The following is a 22,753-nucleotide window of genomic DNA, read 5'->3' as shown; positions in this document are numbered from 1 at the left end:
ACAACATGGAACAAACTTCTGCAGATATTACTGATGTAACCGCTGAAACATTCATGTCGGCGGTGATCGAAAAATCAAAAACCACTCCTGTCATTTTGGATTTCTGGGCTGACTGGTGCGAGCCTTGTAAAAACCTGACGCCAATCTTACATCGCCTGGTGGAAAAATATCCTGGTGTACTGGCATTGGCGAAAGTCAACACCGATCAGGAACAAATGCTGGCTCAACAAATGGGTGTCCAGAGTTTGCCCACAGTTGCTTTGCTGAAAGATGGTCAGATCGTGGATAATTTCATGGGGCTGAAGACGGAAGGCGACATCATCAAGTGGCTGACTCAGCACATTGAATTGCAAGCTGCAGCTGAGCCTGCTGATGAGGCAGGTGCCGATGTGCAACAGATGATAGACAATGAACAGTTTGAAGCGGCACTGGCGGTACTTGCTGGCATGCCGCAGGAGCAAGCGGTGTGGCAGATCATGGACATTCACTTGAAAACCAATCAGATTGAAGCCGCCCAGCAGTTGTATGATGGCTTGAACGTGGAACAACTGAAAAAACCGGAAGCCGATCAAATCAAAGCCCGTTTACAGCTGGCCCGGGTTGATGCCGGGGATGATCAACTGGGGCAAATGAAACAGCTGATCGCCAGTGGCCAGGTGGAACAAGCGGTTCTGGGATTGCTTGAATTGCTGGCCAGTGACAAAGGTAATGATGACATCAGGCAATTATTGCTGGCTTCATTTCCGCTGCTTGAAGGCCCTGGCCTGGCCTCAAAGTACCGTCGTAAAATGGGTTCATTATTGAATTAATGAGCAATCACCCAACCGGAGAAAGACATGTTCAAACATTTTTTGATTTTATGGGCCTTCATGGCAGGACCTGCGATGGCGGATGAAGCTGCCAGCTACTTCAATGATGCCCGATTGGTGAGCGACCATGTGTGGATCGGACCGCAGCCTGATGCAGAGGACTTCAGTGAATTTGCCGCAGAACAAGTCGGGTTGGTGCTGAACACCAGAACCGCTGGAGAAATGGATCAGCTTGAGTTTGACCAGGCAAACGTGGCACAAACCTTGGGCTTGAGCTACGAATTGCTTGAGATTGGTCAGGATCACCCTTACTCACCAGCCAAGCTGGCCGCTTTCAATGACATCCTTGAAGCCCACCGGGGAGAGAAAGTGGTGCTCCACTGCCGCTCCGGGAACCGTGCCAGTCAATTGTATGCAGCCTGGTTAATCAAATACCAGAACAAAACCCCGGCCGAAGCCCTCAAAGCGATTCACTCTGATGAATCAGAACTGACTGACGCCATGAAAACCCTGTTGGGTCAATAATCACAAGGAATCAAAAATAACATGAAAGTCATCACCCGATTTGCGCCCAGTCCAACTGGCTACTTACACGTTGGCGGCGCCCGCACTGCATTATTCTCATACCTGTATGCCCGCCATCATGGCGGTCAATTTGAGCTGCGTATCGAAGACACCGATACCGAACGCTCAACACAAGAATCAGTGAATGCCATATTTGAAGGCATGGATTGGTTGGGGCTGGAACATGATTCAGCCGTGAAATACCAAAGCCAAAACCTCGCCAGGTACCATGAAAAAATCGATCAGTTGTTGAATAACGGGCAGGCCTATTATTGCAACTGCTCCAAAGAACGGCTGGATGAAGTCCGCGAAGAGCAAATGAAAAGCGGCAAAAAACCACGGTATGACGGTAAATGCCGTGATCTGAGTCTGGGTAAAGCCGAAGATACCATCATTCGTTTCAAAACCCCCAAAACCGGTGAAGTACGGTTTGATGATCACGTTCGGGGTCCCATCACGGTGGCCAATGATGAGTTGGATGATCTGGTGATTGCCCGTGCTGATGGCATGCCCACTTATAATTTCAGTGTGGTGGTGGATGATGCAGACATGGGTATCACCCATGTGATCCGTGGTGATGATCACATCAACAATACCCCACGGCAAATCAATATATACCAGGCCCTGGGTGTGCAGGTTCCGGAATTTGCCCATGTGCCGATGATCCTTGGTGATGACGGTGCTCGTTTATCCAAACGTCATGGCGCAGTCAGTGTGATGCAATACGCCGAGGATGGCTACCTGCCAGAGGCGGTGCTCAATTATCTGGTTCGTCTGGGCTGGTCGCATGGTGATCAGGAATTGTTCACTAAACAGCAAATGATTGAATTGTTTGAGCTGTCAGGTGTTAACAAAGCGCCCAGTGCGTTCAATACCACCAAACTCAACTGGATCAACCAGCAATACCTTCAGCAGGCTGACAACGACCGCCTGGCACATTTACTCCAAACCCGGTTGAATGTGCTTGGTGTTGAGGTACCTGATGCGGTTGATCTGGGTGCTGTGGCCGAGATGTTTAAGGACCGTGCTCAGACCATCAATGAATTGGCCGAGATGGGGTTGTTTTTGATGCAGCCCTTGACCGGCTATGACGAAAAAGCCGAAGCCAAGGCTTTTAAAGAATCAGCCATCGGAGCTTTACAGGCAGTGATCGAAAAATGCCAGGCCATCGATGACTGGGCGGGTGCTGATCTGCATCAGTTGATTGCCAATGTGGTCAGTGAACTGGAAGTCGGCTTTGGTAAAGTGGGTATGCCCGTGCGGCTGGCATTGTCAGGCCAGGCCCAGGGGCCAGCCAATGATGTGATCATGCAGGTTCTGGGTCAAACTGAGACAGTCAACCGATTACAAAACGCATTGGATCACGTCACAGCCAAATTTGCCTGAACCGTAACCACCAGGCATTCATTGGCCGCATGGCTGTGAATGCCTGGTTTAGTCTCCGTTTAATGTCATTCCGTGTCAGCCATTAAGGCCGGCAATCAGCGATAACAGCAGAATGACAATGCATTGTGTGGTCAGCAGGGTGCGACTGATCCTTTCACCGAGCAGCTCGTTTTGTTTGGCCATCTGGTCAATGATTATAGCCGCCAGCCAGCCACTCAACAGAATCAATATGCCAGTTAGATCAGCAAATGATTGATAGCTGAACCAGGCAAATACCAACAACAGCCAATTGAGTAATACATAAGTGTTTGAGCGGGGTTGCTCAAAGGCCATGCCAATCTTGATGCCAGAGACAAAGCCAAGTAACAAAGCACCATATGAATGGGCATAAATATAGCTGTTAAGTCGAATGAAGTGATGCTCATGAGGAAACAGCTCCTGCCAGCCCAGCCAGTTGGCCAATGATAAGGCCAGGGCGTATATAAATGGTAAAAGGCTGAGGTAGAGCAGTTGGTGATGGATGGGCTTGGAGCTGCGCTTCTGATTCATGGTGGTTCGGCCTTCACAAGAGAGACATGATACCATTTTTCGGGTAAATCATGACGGCTTTTGGTTCGGCTTTTTTTCTGGTGTGAGAAAAAAAAATCCCCTGGCATGCAGGGGACTTTCTTGACTAATGGTGATGCAGTGTTCAGATGATTGCTTTGCGTCTCATCAGGAACAAGGCAATCAGACCCAATGCGCCTGCCAGTGTGGCCAACATGACTTTGTTGTTGGTTGGAACAGGCAAAATAGGTGGTAAGGCTGCTGGATCAGGGTTTGGATGGATAAAGCATTGTGCGCTGGAAGCTGGAACTGAAGCTGCGGTATCGCAAGCATATGTCAAACCATCAGTTGCACCATCATTTTGAATGCCGGTGGTAGAGCCAGAACCCGCTTCAGGATTTCCAGTTCCCTGAACGAAAACAATTTCCCAACTTAAATCATACAAGATTGCTTCAAAGCCAAAGACTTCACCGCCGCCACCAAAGTGTTCTACGCCATCCCACTGAACCACATGACAACCAAGGGTGTCAACGAAAGTATCAGAAGGCCGGGGACAAACCGGGAAGTATTCATAATAAACACCACCATTGGTGATGAGGTCATCTTGTAATGGATACATCCTTGCTCCACCACCTGTGCTGGGCGTGGCTGGCAAAGGACAGTCATTGGACAGATCAGGACCTGCGTCAGTGACGTCTGTGGAAATATAGCCGTTGGTGGTCAGTGCCAGATCAGTATAAACCGTACCGTAAAAATTGAATGGTGCTCCCAGCGTTACCGGAGCGCCAGCATCATCACCCGTAATGATGTTTGCACCTGTGCCAGTAATATCAATAAATTGTGAGGTACAGGCCCCTGAGTTTGAGTCGGTGCCGGTGTAACCAAAAATATCTGGTCCCACACCGCCGCCGCCGCGTACTCCTTCAGGAGTGATCGCATTGGGGTCTTCTTTGGGCTCGAAAGCCATGGCTGAAGTGGCCGCTAAGGCTGATAAAAGTAAAAGTTTAAATTTCATATGTGCTCCCCTTTAAAAAGGCTGTTATTATTTCGACTGTTAATCCTATCACAAAAAAGTGATTAATTAAGCGTTTTGTGTTAAAAATACATTAATTATTCACGATAAATTAACATGTTAAAACTGATTTTTGCATTGATGATGTTTTCTTTGACTTCTGCAGCCGGTCAGGATCATTTTTTACATGTTGATTTTTCTCCATTGATCAATGCTGATCATAGCCTGTCAAATGGTGAGCTCGGTATGGGGCAAGCCTGGACCGACATCAATGGTGATGGTTACCTTGATTTGTACCTGACCAATCAAAACGGTGCCAATCATATTCTGTTGAACGATCAAAGTGGCGGCTTTGTCATTGACAGCCAGTATGTGGCTGGTGAGTTACCCAACAGTCACGATTTTGGTGTTGCTGTAACTGATTACAACAACGATGGTTTTCAGGACCTGTTTATCAGCAGCTTTGGACCCAATAAATTACTGAAAAACATCGGTGGCCAGTCCTTCGAAGAAGTCAGCACAGCGCTTGGTTTGACGGATTCAAGTTACAGCATTGCCTCATCCTGGGCCGACATCAACAACGATGGCTGGCTGGATGTATATGTGGTGAATTACAGCGTGGAAAATGACCTGAATGAAGCTGATCAGCTGTTGTTAAATAACCAGGGCATGGGATTTATTGATGTCACTGCTGATTTGAGCCCTGCGATCAATTTGGTTAAACATGGTCTGGCGGTTCAGTTCATCGATTTTGATGCGGATGGTGACATGGATTTATACGTGGTCAATGACAAGCAGGAAGGCAATACCCTGTGGCGTAACGATGGTCCTGCTGTCAATGGCTGTGGCACATATGTCTGTATGGTTGATGTGAGCAACGCGACACAAACATTCAGACCGGTTGATGGTATGGGCATTGCCATCGCCGATTATGACTTGGATGGTGATTTTGATTTTTATTTTTCCAGCATTGCCGAACAGGTCTTGTTACAGTCTCAATTCAGCCAGGGTAATCCCTGGTATACCGACCAATCCAATGCGGTTGGTCTGAATTTTGATGCCACTGGCTGGGCCACCCTCTTTATGGATGTGGACAATGACCGCTATCCGGATGCCTATCTGGCCACCGCCAATGTGACTCCAAGTAAAAGAGACCGGTTGTACATCAGCAATCAAATGGGTCAGTTTAATGATGCCACCGTGTTCAGTGGCATTGAAGACCTTTATATGACGGTTGGTGCTGCCAAAGGTGATTATGACAACGATGGTAAGGTGGACCTGGTGGTGGGTAACTGGGGTACCAATTATATGCTCTACCGCAACATCAATCCAAGCAATCATAATTGGGTTAAATTTAACCTAACCGGAGGTGGTGACATCAACAGTCTGGCCATTGGCAGCCGGATATCAGTGATCACCTCATCTCAGCATACTTTGATTGATCAGGTGGTTTCAGGCGGCAGTCACGGTGCCGGGAATTCCTTATTACCGCATTTCGGCCTGGGTGCAGCAACCATAGACCGTGTTGAAGTGATCTGGCCCAATGGCATTCGCAGCCAATTATGGGCGCCGGCGGTGAACACCACCCACATACTGGCCTATCCTGGAGAATTGGTTTTTGCCACCGGGTTTGACTGATTTAATAAGCTGACTGCAGAACCGAAATGGTGCACAATACCCTATGGATTAACCGCGTGACTCTATGAACAATTCCCACAGGTTGATGATCAGTCATGACCTGGTCATCGATCTTCACCACCAAACCGTTCATCAAGCGGATGAATTATTGCAGTTGCCTCACCTGTCTTTTCAAATGCTCAGGGTGTTACTGGATTCAGCTCCTGATGTGGTGTCTATTGATGGGTTGATTCAGCAAGTTTGGGATAACCGCACCGTCAGTGATGAAACAGTAACCCAAAGGGTGGCCTTGTTGCGAAAGGCTTTACAACGAGGTTCGGCTGACAACACCAGATACATCCAATCCATCCGTGGGCAGGGATACCGGTGGCAGCCACCGGTTCAACAAAAGTCTTCAGGTCAGACTACCAGGCGATCCGTTCTCTGGTGGATTACAACGGCAGCGGTTCTGCTGCTGACGACCAGTGGATTGTTGTGGTTCGATCAGCAGCGCAGTGGAAAGAATCAGCCAACCATCAAGTCTTTGATGCCCACATCCGAATACACAACACAAGGCTGGCAATACCTCGATAAACATGAATCCAAAAGCGTTCGTCTGGCGGCTGATCTGTTCAGAAAAGCCCTGGAACAGCAACCTGATGATGTCAATGCCCTGACAGGGTTGTCGATTGCCTTGTCTCACCAGGTCACAAAGTTTAATCAGTCCGCAGTGATACTCACTGAAGCCCGACAATTGGCTGAACTGGCTGTTGAACTGAATTCCTCGCATGCCCAGGCTTGGGCAGCTTTGGCTTTTGTGCATGATGCCAATGGGGACATTGATCAAGCGATCAGTGGCTATGAGAAAGCCATCTCCCTGGATCCTGATAACACCTCAACCATCAGCTCTCTGGCATATTTGTATGGAGTCAAAGGCCGTTTAGCAGAAGCCTTGCAGCTGAATATCTCAGTGTTGGGTTCACAGCAATTGTATTTACATGTTCAATTGGCTCATGTGCTCGATCTGCTGGGCTTTGAAGCCGTCGCTGAAATCTGGTACCAAAGGGCTGATGAGTTGTCACCGGACAACGTTTTTGCCACTCACCAGATGGCCCGCTTTTACCTTTCGCAGGGACGCTTTGGTGATGCCAGTGAAGTCGTCCAAGCTGCCATCAACAGAGGGATCAGGCGGCCTGAATTGTGGGTTGTGTCTGGTATCATCGCCTGGCTCGGGCAAGATGTGCCGGCGGCAGAGGATGCTTTTATGCACGCGGTTGAGCTGGACCCTGAGGATACGGAATCTCAACTGTGGTTGTTCATGCTTCGAAATGATGCCAAATTAACCAGCCCGCAACAGTGGCGTGACTTTGCCAGCACCTGGTTCAGTGTGACAGAACAGTGGCCTGATACACTGGTCCTTCAAGCCTTGTTATACGCCAGATTTAATCAAGCTGAGCAGGCAGTGACTGCCTTGCGTCTTGCTGTTAAACGCGGTTACGCCAATCATCAATGGCTGCGTTATCTGCCGGTACTGCATCACACCAGTCAATGGCCTGAGTGGCTGGCCCTGATTGAGCAAATGCAGGAGAACGTGGGTAACCAAAGGCAAATGGTTCTGGATGCCGCCTGGTTACCCAATGATTTACTGGATCCTCAAGGCTATTGACGGTTAAGCAAAGCAGGTAGCACATGTTGTGTCAGGATGGATCTTGATTGTTGGTGCATGTACGGTGTGTTGTACGCGGTGCTGGTAATCACCACAGTGGCATTCAGGACAGGTATGATGAACAGGTAGTTGCCGCCGTTACCTGCGGCCGCAAATGCCGTGATGGTCTGACCGTCTGATTCAAATTGATTGATCCACCATAAATAGCCGTAACTCATTTGTCTGGATTCATCAATCATCGCACGGGGTTTAAATGATTGGGTGATCCACTCAGCAGGGATCAATTGCAGCTCCTCAAACCGGCCATCGGACAGCATCAATTGGCCGATCTTAATCCAGTCTCTTGATGTCATTTGCATCCCCCCACCACCATTGGTGATGCCCAGTGGAGACTGACTGAACAGAGGTGCTTTGATGTTCAGTGGTGAGAACAGGTTTTTTTGCAGGTATTGGCTCATGGGTTGTTTGGCCACCCGCTCAACCAGTTCTGTCAATACCTGTACCCCGCCTGTGCAATATGAAAAAGTTCTTCCCCAGGGGCTGTCAATTGGTTTTTTCTTCCATGGCGGGATGCCTCTGATTGGTAAGTCCAGGATGAATTTGGTCCAGTCTTCAATGATGTACATGCGTTCTTCATTGCCACGAGATGCAGAATTCCAGTCATCACACTCCAGCACACTGCTCATGGTCAGCAGATCCTCAATGGTGATTTGTTCTTTTCGGGGATCTGAGTTTTCAAATGGTTGTTTATGACTGAAAAACGGCATCACCTGCTGTTTGACACCAGCGAGCTTACCTTGATCAATGGCCAATCCAATGGCCAATGAAGTGATCGATTTGCTGGCCGAGCGCATGTCATGCCTGCTTTGTTCATGGTGATCATTGAAGTAGCGTTCATAGGTCAGTTGCTGATTGTGTTGAATCAATACACTGGTGATGCTTTTCAGTTCCTGATCTGCGATCTGTTGTTCCAGCTCTTTCATGTTCAGGGGTTCGCCGGACTGAGCGACGAAACTGGTCAGGATAAAGGTCATCATTCGAATGGTTTTCATGTTTGATTCCTCAAGGTTAAAAAGCGCAGTATGAATGGCCTGTTCCTGCAGTGCATGAATGCAGCATAAAGAAATCTGAAGATTGCTGAAGGGTGCTGCTAAACCATTGAAATAATAAGGTTATCTATGTTGTGAGTTGGGTGAAAAAATCCACCACCTCTTGATTGGTGATGTGGGCTCCTTGTTTACCAATTTGAACTTCTGTGAACAACCAGTCACTGTCCTGAGCTGGAGCAAAAGGTTTACACACAACCAGTTGCAATTGATCCTGCAGGTACAGCAGTTTTTGATTGACCACCGTGGCGTCACCTTTCAGCCTCACCTGGAATGCATTGGTATGTGGTGTATCAACTGTGATGTCATCCAGTTGTTTGAGCGACTGTGCGAGGGCTTTGGCCCGGATCGTCCAACCGGGTATCTGCGGCAAATTATGCTGCAGGCCTTCCAGAGCGGTGATCAATGCCGGAAATTGAGTCCAGGGTTGAGAGCCAAGCCGGTTTCGCCATGGCTTGACCCATTCGATGAAATTGTTTTCACCCAGCAACACAGCACCTGATAAACCGCCGATGCCTTTATACAGTGAGACATAAACCGAATCGAAAAGTGCAGCGATTTCAGGCAATGGTTTCTGATAGAAGTGGGTTGATTCCCACAACCTGGCTCCATCCAGGTGAAAATGCACCTGGTGTTCATCGCACCATTTTCTCATGGCAAGTAACTCATCCCACGGTGTCAGGCGAAAACCCACCCGCCGCAATGGCAGTTCCACAGTGAGTACAGCTGGCTTGATGTCCAGTGACCTCAGATCATGACTGCCGAAGGGGTGTGTGGTTTGGCCAATGAACAACGGCTTTAAGCCTGTCACGTGTATGTAAGCATCTTCCTCGTCTTCGGCAATATGAGAGCGGCGGTGCAGGGCAATGTATGGGTTATCCCTGGCACCACTGGCTGTTTTCAGTGCAGCCAGCTGACAAGTGGTGCCTTTGGTGAATATCAGACTGGCGGGTTTATCAAGCAGCTGGCATACCTTTGACTCAATTGAGTTGACCAGCTCTCCCTTGTTGTAACAATCGATCCCGGATTCCAGCCAGGTGGATTGTTGCATGATCTTCAGCCAATGTTGGTGGTCGTGCTGATGCATCCCCAAATGTCTCATGACCGGTCATCCATTTTAAAATGTCCGGATGACTGATCAGGATCAAAGAATATGCCGATCAGCTTAATAAAAAACGCGGTACTGACGCCAAACAAAACCAAACCACCGATGGCTTCAAAGCCACTGATCATTTGATTGGCCGTGCTGAGTGTCAGGTCTCCGTATCCCAGGGTGGTAGCGGTGACGGTGGAAAAGTAAACCGCTTGTATGAATGAGTCAAACTCACCAAGGTGGACATACCACCCAGCCCAGATGACGATCTCAATGGTATGCACCACAATCACGTACAACACGGCAAAGCTCAGCAGCAGTAATTTTCGAATCAACTGAGGCCAAGCACAGACTGTTTGGTTAAGTTGTTTAAGAAACTTAGATAACAGCACCAATGCGGCGACATGGAAAACCACGGACAGGGTGATCAACAGTGAGCCGGTGATGAAAGGATTGCTTGTCATGAAGGACAGTATACCCAAGCGTGGTTAACCATTCATTAAAAGAATGTTTGACTGCCCGGTGCTGTAAACGGCTTGCGTACTCTTCCTGCGTTGTGTTTATAATGTTCAGATCATGAAAAGTGGAAGGTGAAATGAAAAGAAAAGCTTGGTTGTTCATGGGGATGTTGTTTCTTGGTGAGTGGACCATGGCCAAAACAATCACGATTGGTTTTATGTTGGATAACCAGACCACACAAACCAATCAGTTGCTGACTCAGTTGCAACAGGAAATCACTGCTGTGGTTGGAGAAGATGCCGATTTATATTTTCCAGAAGAGCGGGTTTTTATCAATCATTTCCAGTTGTCAACAGCTGAACAACAATACCAACAGCTGATGTCATCAGATGTGGACCTGATCATCGCCTTTGGGGTTATTACCAGTCAGGTGGTTAGTCGTCAGACGATTCACCAGAAACCCACCATTTTGTTTGGTGCCATCAATCAGGATTACAATGATCTGGACATTGCCCGGGCTACATCAGGCATTGACAATTTTACCTATCTGATTGAGTCAGAATCGTTCACCAATGATTTAGAGAAACTCAAGCAATTAACTCACTTTAAAACAGTGGGTGTTGCTGTGGATGGAGGTATCGTTGAATTTCTTGACACCCAGCGGGTTTTTGGGCAAGCCCTGGAGGGCTTGAATGCTGACCACAAAATCATTCCTTTCCGCTCAGTGGATGACCTGTTAAGTCAACTGGATGGCATTGATGCCCTGTATCTGGCAGGTGGTTTTTTTCTTGCTCCTGAAGATGTGCAGAAATTGGCGGTTCACTTGATTGAACGATCCATGCCATCATTCACCATCAACGGCGTAGATCAGGTCAAAAACGGCATCATGGCCAGTCACCAGGCGGCTGGGGACATTGATCAGTTTTTCAGGCGCATCGCACTGACTGTGGATGATTATGTATCTGGAACGCCATTGAGCCAAATGCCGGTATTCATTGATTACACTGAACAGTTGACCATCAATTACAACACGGCTGAAGCCATTGGTGTCCCTATCAAGTACAGCTTACTGGCCAACACCGACTTTGTGGGTGGTTTTTATAATGCCCTTTCCAAGGCCAATTACAATCTGGTTGATGTCATTGAGCAAGTGCTGCAAAACAATTTACAGCTGCAAGCAGAAGCCATTGACACAGCACTGGCCCAAAACAATCTGGACAGTTCCAGAAATAACTACAAACCGAGCATTTCAACGACATTGAACGGGCTGTATGTGGATCCCGATCTGGCTGCCATCAGCGGCGGATCAAATCCCGAATTTTCAACCAGTGGCAGCCTCACAATCAGTCAAACCCTGTATTCCAACGCCGCGAATGCCAACATCGGCATTCAGCAAAATTTGTTGGCAGCACAACAACAACGTTTCAATGCCAGTCAACTGGACAGCGTATTCAGTGCCATCAACGCTTATTTCAATGTGCTGGTTTTGAAAACCAATGCCCAAATCCAGTTATTGAATCTGAAGTTAACGAAAGACAACCTTAAACTGGCGAAACAAAGTTACGAAATCGGTCAGTCCGGAAAGTCCGACACCCTCCGGTTCCAAAGTGCCAAAGCGCAAAATACCCAAGCCATGGTTGAAGCAGCTAACCAACTTGAACAGGCTTACATCAACCTCAATCAGGTGATGAATAATCCCATTGATGCTGAAATTGACATCGTTGATGTGGCTATGGATGAAGGCGTTTTCAAAGCCTACAACTACAACTTGATGCGGGAGTTGCTTGATGATCCAGAATTGCGGGACCCGTTCATTGATTTTGTGATTTACAAAGCCAAACAAAATGCCCCTGAACTGAAATCACTGAAACACAACATTGCTGCTGCGGAACAAGAAATCCGGTTGAATGGCAAAAGCCGGTTTCTACCCACTGTGGCATTACAGGGCCAGTACAACAAAACCTTTGACCGCAATGGTGCGGGCAGCCTGCCACCTCCAGGTGGTTCATTTCTGGATGATAATTACAACATTGCCCTGACCGTTTCGGTACCCATTTTCAGTCGGAATCAATTCAATACCGATCTGTACGCGGCCCTTTTACGCAAGGATCAATTGAACATCAACCGGCAAAGCACTGAACAAAGCATCGATGTCAATGTGCGCAGTGGAATCCTCAGCTTGGTCAATGAAATGTCCAATATTCAATTGTCTGAAGTTTCAGAAGCCACAGCCAAAGAATCGCTGGAGCTGACTCAGGCGTCGTACACCAATGGCGCAGTTAACATCGTGCAATTGATTGATGCACAAAACAATTACATCAGCGCACAATTGGCCAGCGCGAATGCGATTTATAATTTCTTACTCAACGGGCTGCAACTTGAACGCTTTATGGGGCAATACTTTTTGCTCAATTCACCTGCCGAGAATGCTGCATTCAAGGCTGAATTTTTTGACCATTTGAACAAACAAAGAGGGGATGAGTGAACTCATGAAAAACAATCAATACATCATTATGATACTGTTTACCCTGATATGGCTGAGTGGCTGTGAATCGGAACCTGTGGATGCTGAGCCGGTGTTAAGACCGGTGATGTATCAACAAGTCAAGATATCCGGAGGTGAACGCGAACGGACATTCAGTGGCACATCTCAGTCGGATCAGGTCATCAAGCTGAGTTTCCGCAGCTCGGGTATCTTGTCAGAGCTGAACATGACACTGGGGCAAAAAGTCACCCAGGGCGCGCTGTTGGCCAAGCTGGATAATATTCAAGCTCAGCTGAATTATGAAAATTCAATTTCAACCAGAAACAGCTCAGAGTCACGCATGAAAACCGCCAAACTGAATCTGGACCGCGTCAAAGCCCTTTATGAAAAGGGGGGTTCTTCACTGAGTGACCTTGAAGCTGCCAAAGATGCGGCCAGAACCGCAGAACAGGATTTTGCTTCTGCCACCCGCAATGTGCAAATTCAGAAGGACCAGATCAATCACGGTTACTTGTATGCTTCTGCTGATGGTGAAATTGCTTCGGTGGCGGTTGAGTTGAATGAAAATGTCAGTGCCGGACAAGTGGTAGGTACCATCAATGCCGGCAACATGATGGACATTGCATTGGGGGTTCCGGAAAGCTTCATCAACGACTTGTCCGTGGATATGCCGGTAACCGTTGATTTTGTGTCCCTGCAAAACCAACAATTTGTTGGAGTGGTCAAAGAAATTTCGCCATCCATTGATGTCAACACCTCGACATACCCCGTGGTGGTTAATGTTTTGCAGCCAACAGCAGCGATTAAATCCGGCATGGCTGCCAATGTGACATTCAAATACCAACAATCGGATGCCCGCGCATCAACTTCACCTAAATTGCTGGTGCCAGCCAGTGCCGTGGGTGAAGATGCCAGAGGCCGCTTTGTGTTTTTATTGGTTCCAGAGGGTGATGCCTATGTGGCCAGAAAACAACTCATCAGCATTGGTTCTCTGACCAGCGAAGGTTTTGAAGTGCTGGCTGGTTTGCAAGACGGTCAGTTGATTGCCACCGCTGGTTTACAGACTTTGCTCGATGGGCAAGCCGTCAAACTTTCGGAATTACCCTGAACATGAATATTGCCGAACTTTCAATCAAACAAAACCGCATCACCTGGGTGGTCTTGCTGAGTATCATTGTCATGGGTATGGCCATTTACTCAACATTGTCACGTGACAGCATGCCGCCATTCACAGTGCGGGTGGCTTCGGTGGTGTCATCTTTTCCTGGTGCCAGCCCGGAACGGGTGGAACAATTGGTCACTGATAAAATTGAACAAGTGGCTCAGGAACTGCCAGAACTGAAAGAAGTGACCAGCACGTCCAGAACAGGTTTGTCGGTGGTTTCTGTTACCCTGAAAGATGAAGTCAAAGCGGCAGACATGCAGGGTGTCTGGGATCGTTTACGCCGAAAACTGGAAGACATCGAAGGTTTACCCGACGGGGTCAATCCAGATTTAAATGATGATGGCATCGGTGATGTTTATGGCATCGTGGTTGGCCTGACCTCAGACGGTTTCAGTTATGCACAAATGAAATCTTATGCCGACGACATCCGAGATGATTTGATCAAAATCCCTGAAGCCGCCAAAGTGGCGATGGGAGGGTTGCAAGAGGAGCGGGTGTTCGTTGAATTCGACAACGCCAAACTGAATGAATATGGTCTGACGGCCAACATGCTTAAAAATTTCATTGGCAGCACCAATATTGTCAGTTCAGGCGGGCAGATTAACCTGGGTAATGAGCGGATAATTCTTGAGCCAACCGGCAATTTCAATGATGTGAGTGACATCCGCAGCATGTTGATCCCAGTGGGTGAGGGTGGCAGTCAACTGATTCAATTGGGTGACATTGCCATGGTGGCCAAATCGTACATTGACCCGCCAGTGCAAGTGGTTCGTTACAATGGACAACGGGCAGTTTCTTTACACATCAACCTCAAAGACCTGGCCAATGTCATCGATCTGGGAGAAGCGGTCGATCAAACCATCGATCGATGGCAACAAAAACTACCGGTGGGTCTGGAATTATTCAGGGTGTCATCAATGGACACATACATTGAAGTCAAGATTGATGATTTCGTGATTAATCTGATGCAGTCGATCACTATTGTGTTATTGGTGATGCTGTTGTTTCTGGGTTTTCGTACCGGGTTGATCATAGCCAGTTTGATTCCCATTGTGACCATCATGACCCTGATGATTATGGGCATGATTGATACCGGACTGAACCAGGTGACCCTGGCGGCGCTGATCATGGCTTTGGGTATGCTGGTGGACAATGCCATTGTGGTGGCCGAAAGCATCATGGTGAAAATGGAACGGGGAACCAGTGCTTTGCAGGCTGCCGTGGACTCAGCCGGAGAGCTGATCATGCCCTTATTGATTTCAACCTTGACCACCTCGGCTGCTTTTCTGGCTTTTTATATGTCACCAACAACCATGGGTGATATTGTTGGGCCTATTTTTGTGGTGATCACCATCGCCTTGTTATCATCGTGGGTGATTGCACTTACCGTGATAACCTTGTTCTGTTATCTGTTTTTGAAGATCGATCCCAATCAGCAACCGGGTTTGGTGGATCGCATCATTCTCAGGCTGAAGCGAATGTATCAGTTGCTGATTGTGGCGGCTTTGCATCATCGTCTGAAAGTGATCGGCCTGGTTCTGCTGGCTTTTGTCACGGCCCTTTCCGGTTTTCGTTATATTGACTTTTTGTTTTTTCCTGACAGTGACCGCAACCTGGTGACCGTCGATATCAATCTGCCTGCAGGCACACGCATTGAGTCCACCACAGCAGTGGTTTCTGAGCTCGAACGATACATGGAAGAACAATGGCTGGTTGAAGATGGTCGGACTACAGGCATCCTGGATTGGTCATCATACATCGGCAAGGGGCCTGAGTCATATGACTTGGGGTATGCGCAGGAAGAGGCTGATTCCAGTTATGCACATATGTTGATCAACACATCTTCGTTTATGGTGAATAACAGGGTGATTGAAGCCCTCGATGAATTCAGTTTTGAGCGCTTTCCCAACGCAGAAGTCAAAGTTGGTGTGCTTGCCGGTGGTGGCGGAGGAGTACCGATTGAGATCAAAGTCTCAGGAGATGATCCTGACCAATTGGCGATCATTGCGGAAAGCATCAAACTCAAACTGTCTCAGCTGCCCGGCACCAAAAACGTAAAAGACGATTGGGGGCCCAAAAGCAAAAAGTTCCTGATTGACATTGATCAGAACCGGGCACAATCAGCAGGTGTGACCAGCCAGGACATTGCCACGTCATTGAAAACAGTGCTCGATGGCTTCAAAACCGGAGAATACCGCGAAGACAACAAAACCATTCCCATCATAATGCGCAGTGATGTGAATCAGCAACAAAGCCTGTCGTCACTGGAAACCCTGAATGTCTATGCCCAGTCTACAGGACGAAGTGTGCCTTTGTTACAGGTGGCAAACATCATTCCTCAGTGGCAGTATTCCAAGATAAAACGCCTGGACCTGATCAGAACCATCAACATCTCCAGTAAATTGACCGCCAGCGGTAATGCATCAGCCATCACGGCCATCATGAAACCGTGGCTGGAAGAACAGCAAACCAGTGTCTGGCCGGAAAACTACAGTCATCAATTGGGTGGTGACGCTGAACAATCGGCTGAAAGCATGGGTTCGGTGGTTTCCTATTTACCCTTGTCCGGATTCATCATCATTCTGTTGTTGGTGATCCAATTCAATTCATTGCGTCATGTGAGCATGGTGCTGATGACCATTCCTTTGGGGGTCATTGGCGTGGTCATTGGTTTACTGACGTTTGGTGAACCATTTGGGTTCATGCCATTTCTGGGGGTGATCTCTCTGGCAGGCATCGTTATCAATAATGCCATCGTGTTACTGGACCGGATTGGCATCGAGCGTCAGGTACCCGGCAGATTGGTCCAGGATGCCATCGTGGTGGCATGCCTGCAACGTTTCAGACCGATACTGCTGGCCACATTCACCACCGTTCTTGGTTTGGTTCCTTTATACCTCAGTGGAGGTGAGATGTGGGAAGGTATGGCTGTGAGCATCATGGTGGGCTTGTTATTCGGTAGCTTGATTACCTTGTTATTCATTCCGGTGATGTATGGCTTGTTGTACCGGGTTAAGTTCAATGAATATCGATTCAATGAAGCCTTGCTGGATGACAACGACTGAATGCCTTCGGCTTCAGTCACCCGAAGGCGACTTCACTGCACTGACTTGCTTGTCAAAGGTTATGGTTAACAGGATGACCAGCAGCATCAGCAGATGTACAATGATGATTGAATTGATCAGCATGTCATTGGCATTCACAGCGTTCAGACCGGCAATGTGTGACACCACTGCGTTGTCCTGACAACAGGGTTGGTCTTTGATTTGGTCAATTTGCTCATAGACACTGGCCAAAAATTTAGCCTGGGCTTTCATCATGTAGAAATTGATCAAGGCAAAGCCTGTGTAGACCATTATGGCACCTGCTTTTTCCCGTTTGGACAAAGGTCTGTCCACATAGATCAGGCCGCCTATCAATGCGAGATGGACACTGATAAAAAGAGCCCAATGGGTGTCAATGCGGGTGCTTAATGAAAGTGCCAGATCCAGCAGCTCATAAGGGGTCATTTGTCTGATCATGGTAATGTGTGATGAATTTGCTGATCAACACATCTTACACCATTTAATTCAACAGAGCAGCTCACTGGTCAGGCTGATCAGTTGCAGATGGCTGATCAGGTGGTTGTTCGCCCTAAGGCTTGTTTGATTCGGACTCCTTGCCATTCTGGCCGGACTTCATCAATTCTGCAAATTCCAGTAGCATGTCTTTTCTGACCACCCCGGCGGTTTTGATATTGCGTGCCTGAAACTGATAAGCCTTGAGGTGTTTGTAAATGAAAGACATGCGTGTGTTTTTCTGTTTCAGTGCTTTCAGTTGTTCATGAAGTGACTGTTGCGATTCTTGAGTCTGTTCCGGATCTTCCACTTCGCTGGCTAATTTAAGTTGTTTCTTTATGTCTTGAATCTGTTGATTCAGCTGTTGTACTTCGCGTTGCATGGCCGGCATCAGCTGTTCTTTGATTTTGTTGGCTTTCTGAATCTTGACTGCATCAAAGGCTTGTAAAAAGCCGCCCAGTTTTTGTTGGTATGACTGCCATTCAGCTTGCTCCTTATGTTGTGAAGTGAGTGGTTTGTCATTCTGTTGTTCAGTGACCGCAGATTCTGCTGGCAACATTGGCAGCTGAAAAGCCAATATCCATATGAACCAATGCGACTTTTTTGTTGTTGTCATGGTTTGGAATTCTGTGTTTTGTGTCATGCTATTGTCATTCATTAAAATCATGGTAATAAATCAGATCCCGGGCATAGTTGACTGCTGCCAAAGCATCAATTCTGCCGTGGCCATATGTGTTGTTCGGAATGCTGCTGCCATCGACCCCACCACAATCCTGGTTGGTCGTTTTGGCCACAGCGGTTTGAGTCAATATATGCTTAACCATTCGTGGCTGGCCAATCATTTGATGGTTGGCAGACATCACCAGTGCAGCAACACCGGCAACGTTAGGAGAAGCCATGCTGGTGCCACTGAAGGTTGAATAACTTCCGGAATTATTGGCTGATCGCACAGAGCTGCCAGGTGCAGAGAGGTCGGGTTTGATGCGATTGGAACCATCTACCGTGATTTGCCCACGGCTGCTGAAACCCGAAATCACATCGCTGCTGGTGGTCGAGCCAACCGTTAGACTGGCCTGATAAATGGCAGCAGGGGTGTTTATGGTTTGACAGGATGAGCCGTCATTTCCGGCGGCAACCACCACCAGTATCCCGGCATCTACTACGTTTTCTACGGTGTTCAACAAGACATCTGGTTCTGTACAGCCTTCAAAACCCGGGCAGCCCCAGGAGTTATTGATGATGTGGGGAGCTTTGGTGATGTCAGGGTTGTTGCCATTCAGGTCTGTGGGTTCCATAAACCACTGAAAGCACTCAGTATAAGTTGCGGGTGTGCCATTGCCGACATCCATATTGCGGCAACCAATCCAGCGTGCATCAGGGGCCACACCCACCTGATTGCTGCCGCCATCATCGCCCACAATGGTACCCATGGTGTGACTGCCATGCCCATGATCATCACAAGGCGCGCTGCCACAACTTACGGTGGGGTTGTTGATGCTGTCATGCCAGTTGTAATGGTGGTCAGCAGTTTGTCCATCCCAGCCACGGTATTGATTGATGATGGCTGGATGATTCCATTGATAGCCAGTATCCTGGCCAGCCACAACTATTCCCTGACCTGTGTGCCCCAACCCCCATGCCTGTGGGGCATTGACCATGCTGACATTCCATTCGATGCCATTGATGCTTTTGACAGCTGAGCCATTGGCGTTTGGTATGTTGATTTGATGAGGCAGGTTGCTGTGAGCTGATTTAATTTCATCAAACTCCAGTATCTCAGCCATTTGTTGTTGGTTGACAGTCACCAGCAAACTGTTGTTGATCCAGAATGAGCGGTAAATGATCTGTTGCGACTCGAGGTGCTTGATGACCTGCTGTTGAGCCAGGCGCGTCTGATTTTTTAACACAGAAACCTGGTGTTGAAGACGATCCGTGTGGTTGTTGAACGAACCACTGTTCAACGGGACCTTTGGTGCATGAAAAGTAACCAGCATCTCAACCTGTTCTGTCTGCGTCAGCTGGTCCAGTAGGGTTTGAGATGCTTTTCCTTGCCAGTTCTGCGCAGTGACTTCTGTGCTGATCAGTACAGTCAAATAGAGTAAGGTGTGTTTCATAATATCAACGGTAGCCCGGGAAAAGTCATGATCATAGCTCAGATGCCCGATGGAGACAATCAACAGTACGGTGTTGAATCAATCTGATTTGCTTTTTGTGACGTTTATTCTTCGCTGTAACTGATCCACGGGATGATTTTCTCCTGATGCAAAACCGGCAATTTTACTCAGGTGAGTATATGGCATTCCGGTTTCCTGGTGCCAGCGATTAAATGCTTCCTGTACCTGAGTGAGGTCTCTTTTTGAGGTTGGATGATGGTGGATGTCATGGCCAGCCTGTTGAACAGTTTTTATCACATCTCTGGTGGTCACAAAACAATCTTTGCCGACATACCTCAGGAACCAATAACCCGTGTTGCCACCCAGTCTGGAACCATGCTTTTTCAGATAAGCCAATAAACCGATTTGATCAGATTCAGGCCAGTCAGCAATGAAACGGGCAAAGCTGCCATGTTCTGCGGCCAGGTAGTGGACCAAACCGGCATTTTCCATCACCGCCTTGATCTTGGTCCAGTTCCGGACCACCCTTTTGTCTGATGCATAAGCTTCCCATTGTTCAGGTGGCATGAACACCAGTCGGTTGACATCAAAGCCATGGAAGGCTTCTTCGAATTGGGGCCATTTGTTGTTGATCACGGTCCAGTTAAAACCAGCTTGATTAATGGCTTTGCACATCATGGCCAAAAACCGATCATCGCTGACTTGTGCCAGTTGTTCTGTGGTGGGAACGTCGGGTAACAAAGCCAATAACGCCTCTTCACCGCCCTTTCGGGAGGCTGCCAGGGTGTAGATGTCTGCAAAATTGGAAAATTGGCGGGTCATGTCACAGTGAGGTCAAAGTAAATGCAGCAGTATGCCACATATACAACCAATCAGCCATTGATCAGTAGTAAGCCAGCAAGTGCTGCGATAACCACCAGGCTGATTCGTTTACGTAGCTGCCAGAACCAATCAGGAATGGCGCCAGCCTGAAAAGCGTGGCGGTCGATCCACAAGGCCAAGATGAATGCCAGGGTAATCATCATGACACCTGCAAAGCTGGCAAACATGAACAAACTGAACCAGGCAGTCAATGCCAAAACATTACTGGCCATGAAATATTGTCTGTCATTGGGGTGCTGTAATGATATGCCCCACTGTATACCGCCAAGAAAGGCCACAATAACAGCACCATAGGTGTGACCAACTGTATATGACTTGAAGCGACTGAAGCGGATTTCATAAATCCAGAATTCACTCCAGCCAAATTGGCCATAACAGGCAATCAATAAAGCCAATACAAAAGGCAAGGCACCAAGGTAAGTGAGCCAATGGGGTAAAGTGGGCGTTCTCATGTGGCAAGGATAGTCACAGCAGTGTCAAAAAGTTGTCGATTAAATGAAATTTGTGATTCAGGAACCTGCTCCTGTGTCCGTTGTTTCGACCGTAAGGTCTTACAGGTCATGTTGGCAATCATAGACCGTTTATCAGGTTGTCATTGGCATGATATCAAGGTTGATGAATGGGTCGGTCAGAAAACAGGGCCGGCAGTGTTGCTGTTATGCTTTAATTGCCAGGAATGTGATTTATCAGAAAAAACTGTTGTACACGAAAAACCACGAATGTTCATGATTCATTCATGAAAACATGTTAATATGGTCGGCAAGTTGAGGAGGGTGGTGATGTCACATCACACTTATCACACACACTTGAAATCACCGTCCCCCTCATCTTCTTCAGTTTGGTTTCGATGTCCTGAATAACCGAACACCTCAACACGATTCCTATTGTCAACGCTTAATGGAAAAAAATCTACCGCAATTTTCTGCGGTAGATTTGTGCATTTTTTTATTAATTATTAATACACGCATAAAATGCGGCCATTTGCATGGTGTTTTCTTGGTTTACCTGTTCATCTCCACCCGAGCCATCACCGTTGCCTTCAGTGCTGCTACCGGATGAGTCATCACCGCCGGAACCGTCACCGTTGCCGAGGATGGTATGGCATGTTTGATATGAAGAAGATGGGTCTTGAGGGGGTTCGCCGCCGGAACCGTCACCGTTGCCAGCGTATGAAAAAGTTGCGGTGGTTAAGCAAAAAAAAGGCCTGTCAATTTAAAGTTTTTCATGATTTATTCCTCGTTTGGATTGTTGTGATACACAAAGGTTGAAACACCCAGTTCAGCACCAGACTGTTCAACCCGATTTTTTTCAAATTCCGTTTTCACTTCATAACTGTCAATCAACTGTTGGATTTCCAGCCATTGCGTCCTTAATAATTTTTTTAATGCCTGTCTTGCTTCATTGTGCATTTGGGGATCAATGTGCCAAGATCTGTATGTTTGTTGGAAATTTTCATCAGCCGGTTTTGTGGCCTGATAGTTGCCAATCAGGGTTTGGGTGAAACGCTCCATCACATTGGTAAACAGGCTGAGCATTTTTTCTTTGGTGTTGACGTGATTGATTGGCACGGCGCGAACAAAACGGATGGTGTTGTCATCCACCCGCTCAATGATGCCGCGTTTGATCATGTAGTCCAGGAATGATTGTGAGGTCAACTGCTTGGTTGAAGGCTCAAGGCGATAAAATACGCTGGTGAAAGACCTTTGTGTGCCTTTGATTTTCATGGTCATCTGTTCATTCCTGGAACAGATCTTTTTGACCTCTTCAATCATTTCACCAAAAAATGATTTGATGGCAAACTGGCGATTCTTTTTAACCCCTTTCAGGGTGTTTTCAATGACTGTTTTGGTGAAGCCGGTGTTCATGATGACATCGCTGACGCGATTGGTTTCGGCATCTACATGCTTGATGTACGCAGCCACAAAACTCTCAACAAATTTTTGCCCATTGATATCCATTTCAAAGAAAAAGCCACTGAGGGCTTCAAAATACTGTTCAGCCAGTTGGTGGCCATCGTATGTATGATTGATTTTGGCTTGTTGGTCGAGCGTCATGGTGGTTTTACCGCAGGTTTTTACGGTAGTTTAACATGAGTTATCCGAAGTACACAGTTGTCTGGAAAAAAACAGGTGTTTTTAACCTTTTTTTACACACTGGTTCAGTCAGTCCTTTTGCAATGAGTGATGTCAGTCGTTCCTGGCAAAAATGGTCACGGCTTTTGCAGCATGTATCGTTATTGATAAAACAGAATGATGCAATGTAATTAAACTGTTATACAGGACGCCAATACCG

At 47.5% G+C, this 22,753-nt stretch carries 19 protein-coding genes; 8 read left to right on the top strand and 11 right to left on the bottom strand.

The genetic code is table 11. The features are described 5' to 3' along the window. Positions 1-5 precede the first annotated feature (5 nt). Genes B0475_RS13830 through gltX form a run of 3 tightly spaced genes read left to right on the top strand, consistent with a single transcriptional unit; the run spans position 6 to position 2,759 of the window. Entirely contained in the window at positions 6-809 is an 804-nt protein-coding gene (locus tag B0475_RS13830) for a tetratricopeptide repeat protein (protein ID WP_198538298.1), read from the top strand. Positions 810-836: 27 nt separating this feature from the next. Then, positions 837-1,334 (top strand): beta-lactamase hydrolase domain-containing protein, encoded by a 498-nt coding sequence (locus B0475_RS13825; RefSeq protein WP_077412468.1) that lies wholly within the window; start codon positions 837-839, stop codon positions 1,332-1,334. A 21-nt stretch (positions 1,335-1,355) separates the two neighbouring features. Then, entirely contained in the window at positions 1,356-2,759 is a 1,404-nt protein-coding gene (gene gltX / locus B0475_RS13820) for a glutamate--tRNA ligase (protein ID WP_077412467.1), read from the top strand. Between the two features lie 75 nt (positions 2,760-2,834). Here the strand turns inward: gltX and B0475_RS13815 are convergent, their stop codons facing one another. Together B0475_RS13815 and B0475_RS13810 are read right to left on the bottom strand one after the other, a co-directional pair. Next, positions 2,835-3,308, bottom strand: coding sequence for a hypothetical protein (locus B0475_RS13815; protein WP_157892971.1), 474 nt, complete (start codon positions 3,306-3,308; stop codon positions 2,835-2,837). A 142-nt stretch (positions 3,309-3,450) separates the two neighbouring features. Further along, entirely contained in the window at positions 3,451-4,320 is an 870-nt protein-coding gene (locus B0475_RS13810) for a hypothetical protein (protein ID WP_077412465.1), read from the bottom strand. Positions 4,321-4,434: 114 nt separating this feature from the next. Between B0475_RS13810 and B0475_RS13805 the strand changes: the two genes are divergently transcribed. Both B0475_RS13805 and B0475_RS13800 read left to right on the top strand, forming a co-directional pair. Beyond that, complete coding sequence (locus B0475_RS13805; protein ID WP_077412464.1) at positions 4,435-5,955, top strand: CRTAC1 family protein; 1,521 nt, start codon at positions 4,435-4,437, stop codon at positions 5,953-5,955. A 64-nt stretch (positions 5,956-6,019) separates the two neighbouring features. After that, the gene (locus B0475_RS13800) at positions 6,020-7,600 is read left to right on the top strand and encodes a tetratricopeptide repeat protein (protein WP_077412463.1); all 1,581 of its coding nucleotides are present in this window, start codon (positions 6,020-6,022) and stop codon (positions 7,598-7,600) included. Here the strand turns inward: B0475_RS13800 and B0475_RS13795 are convergent. From B0475_RS13795 to B0475_RS13785, 3 genes are all read right to left on the bottom strand, one after another. Beyond that, positions 7,594-8,652 (bottom strand): serine hydrolase domain-containing protein, encoded by a 1,059-nt coding sequence (locus B0475_RS13795; RefSeq protein ID WP_077412462.1) that lies wholly within the window; start codon positions 8,650-8,652, stop codon positions 7,594-7,596. The genes B0475_RS13800 and B0475_RS13795 overlap by 7 nt on opposite strands. 124 nt (positions 8,653-8,776) lie before the next feature. Then, on the bottom strand, positions 8,777-9,808 hold the full coding sequence (locus tag B0475_RS13790; protein WP_077412461.1) for a threonine aldolase family protein: 1,032 nt from the start codon (positions 9,806-9,808) through the stop codon (positions 8,777-8,779). After that, positions 9,805-10,263, bottom strand: coding sequence for a potassium channel family protein (locus B0475_RS13785; RefSeq protein WP_077412460.1), 459 nt, complete (start codon positions 10,261-10,263; stop codon positions 9,805-9,807). Before B0475_RS13785 ends, B0475_RS13790 begins: the two co-directional genes overlap by 4 nt. 131 nt (positions 10,264-10,394) lie before the next feature. Here B0475_RS13785 and B0475_RS13780 point away from each other — a divergent pair, with 131 nt between their 5' ends. The 3 genes from B0475_RS13780 to B0475_RS13770 are packed head-to-tail and all read left to right on the top strand — an operon-like array spanning position 10,395 to position 16,973. Continuing rightward, on the top strand, positions 10,395-12,743 hold the full coding sequence (locus tag B0475_RS13780; protein WP_157892970.1) for a TolC family protein: 2,349 nt from the start codon (positions 10,395-10,397) through the stop codon (positions 12,741-12,743). A gap of 4 nt (positions 12,744-12,747) precedes the next feature. Continuing rightward, on the top strand, positions 12,748-13,851 hold the full coding sequence (locus B0475_RS13775; protein ID WP_198538296.1) for an efflux RND transporter periplasmic adaptor subunit: 1,104 nt from the start codon (positions 12,748-12,750) through the stop codon (positions 13,849-13,851). 2 nt (positions 13,852-13,853) lie between these two features. Continuing rightward, positions 13,854-16,973, top strand: a complete 3,120-nt coding sequence (locus B0475_RS13770; protein WP_077412458.1) for an efflux RND transporter permease subunit — start codon at positions 13,854-13,856, stop codon at positions 16,971-16,973. 12 nt (positions 16,974-16,985) lie between these two features. On the opposite strand, the gene B0475_RS13765 is transcribed toward B0475_RS13770, so the two are convergent. The 6 genes from B0475_RS13765 to B0475_RS13735 all read right to left on the bottom strand — a co-directional run bounded on the left by B0475_RS13765 (position 16,986) and on the right by B0475_RS13735 (position 22,515). Continuing rightward, positions 16,986-17,429, bottom strand: a complete 444-nt coding sequence (locus tag B0475_RS13765) for a hypothetical protein (RefSeq protein ID WP_077412457.1) — start codon at positions 17,427-17,429, stop codon at positions 16,986-16,988. Positions 17,430-17,541: 112 nt separating this feature from the next. Continuing rightward, on the bottom strand, positions 17,542-18,081 hold the full coding sequence (locus B0475_RS13760; RefSeq protein ID WP_157892969.1) for a hypothetical protein: 540 nt from the start codon (positions 18,079-18,081) through the stop codon (positions 17,542-17,544). Between the two features lie 34 nt (positions 18,082-18,115). Then, positions 18,116-19,579 (bottom strand): S8 family serine peptidase, encoded by a 1,464-nt coding sequence (locus B0475_RS13755; RefSeq protein WP_077412455.1) that lies wholly within the window; start codon positions 19,577-19,579, stop codon positions 18,116-18,118. Positions 19,580-19,657: 78 nt separating this feature from the next. Further along, positions 19,658-20,401: a DNA-3-methyladenine glycosylase I gene (locus B0475_RS13750; protein ID WP_077412454.1), complete on the bottom strand. Its 744-nt coding sequence runs from the start codon at positions 20,399-20,401 to the stop codon at positions 19,658-19,660. Positions 20,402-20,451: 50 nt separating this feature from the next. Continuing rightward, on the bottom strand, positions 20,452-20,913 hold the full coding sequence (locus B0475_RS13745) for a DUF3429 domain-containing protein (protein ID WP_077412453.1): 462 nt from the start codon (positions 20,911-20,913) through the stop codon (positions 20,452-20,454). 777 nt (positions 20,914-21,690) lie between these two features. After that, positions 21,691-22,515 (bottom strand): hypothetical protein, encoded by an 825-nt coding sequence (locus B0475_RS13735; RefSeq protein ID WP_077412451.1) that lies wholly within the window; start codon positions 22,513-22,515, stop codon positions 21,691-21,693. Positions 22,516-22,753 lie beyond the last annotated feature (238 nt).

Origin of the sequence: Marinicella sediminis (assembly GCF_002000055.1) — a bacterium.
Lineage (GTDB): Bacteria > Pseudomonadota > Gammaproteobacteria > Xanthomonadales > Marinicellaceae > Marinicella > Marinicella sediminis.
Note: the sequence above shows the minus strand (reverse complement) of the source record. Positions and strands in the feature narration are given on the sequence as shown.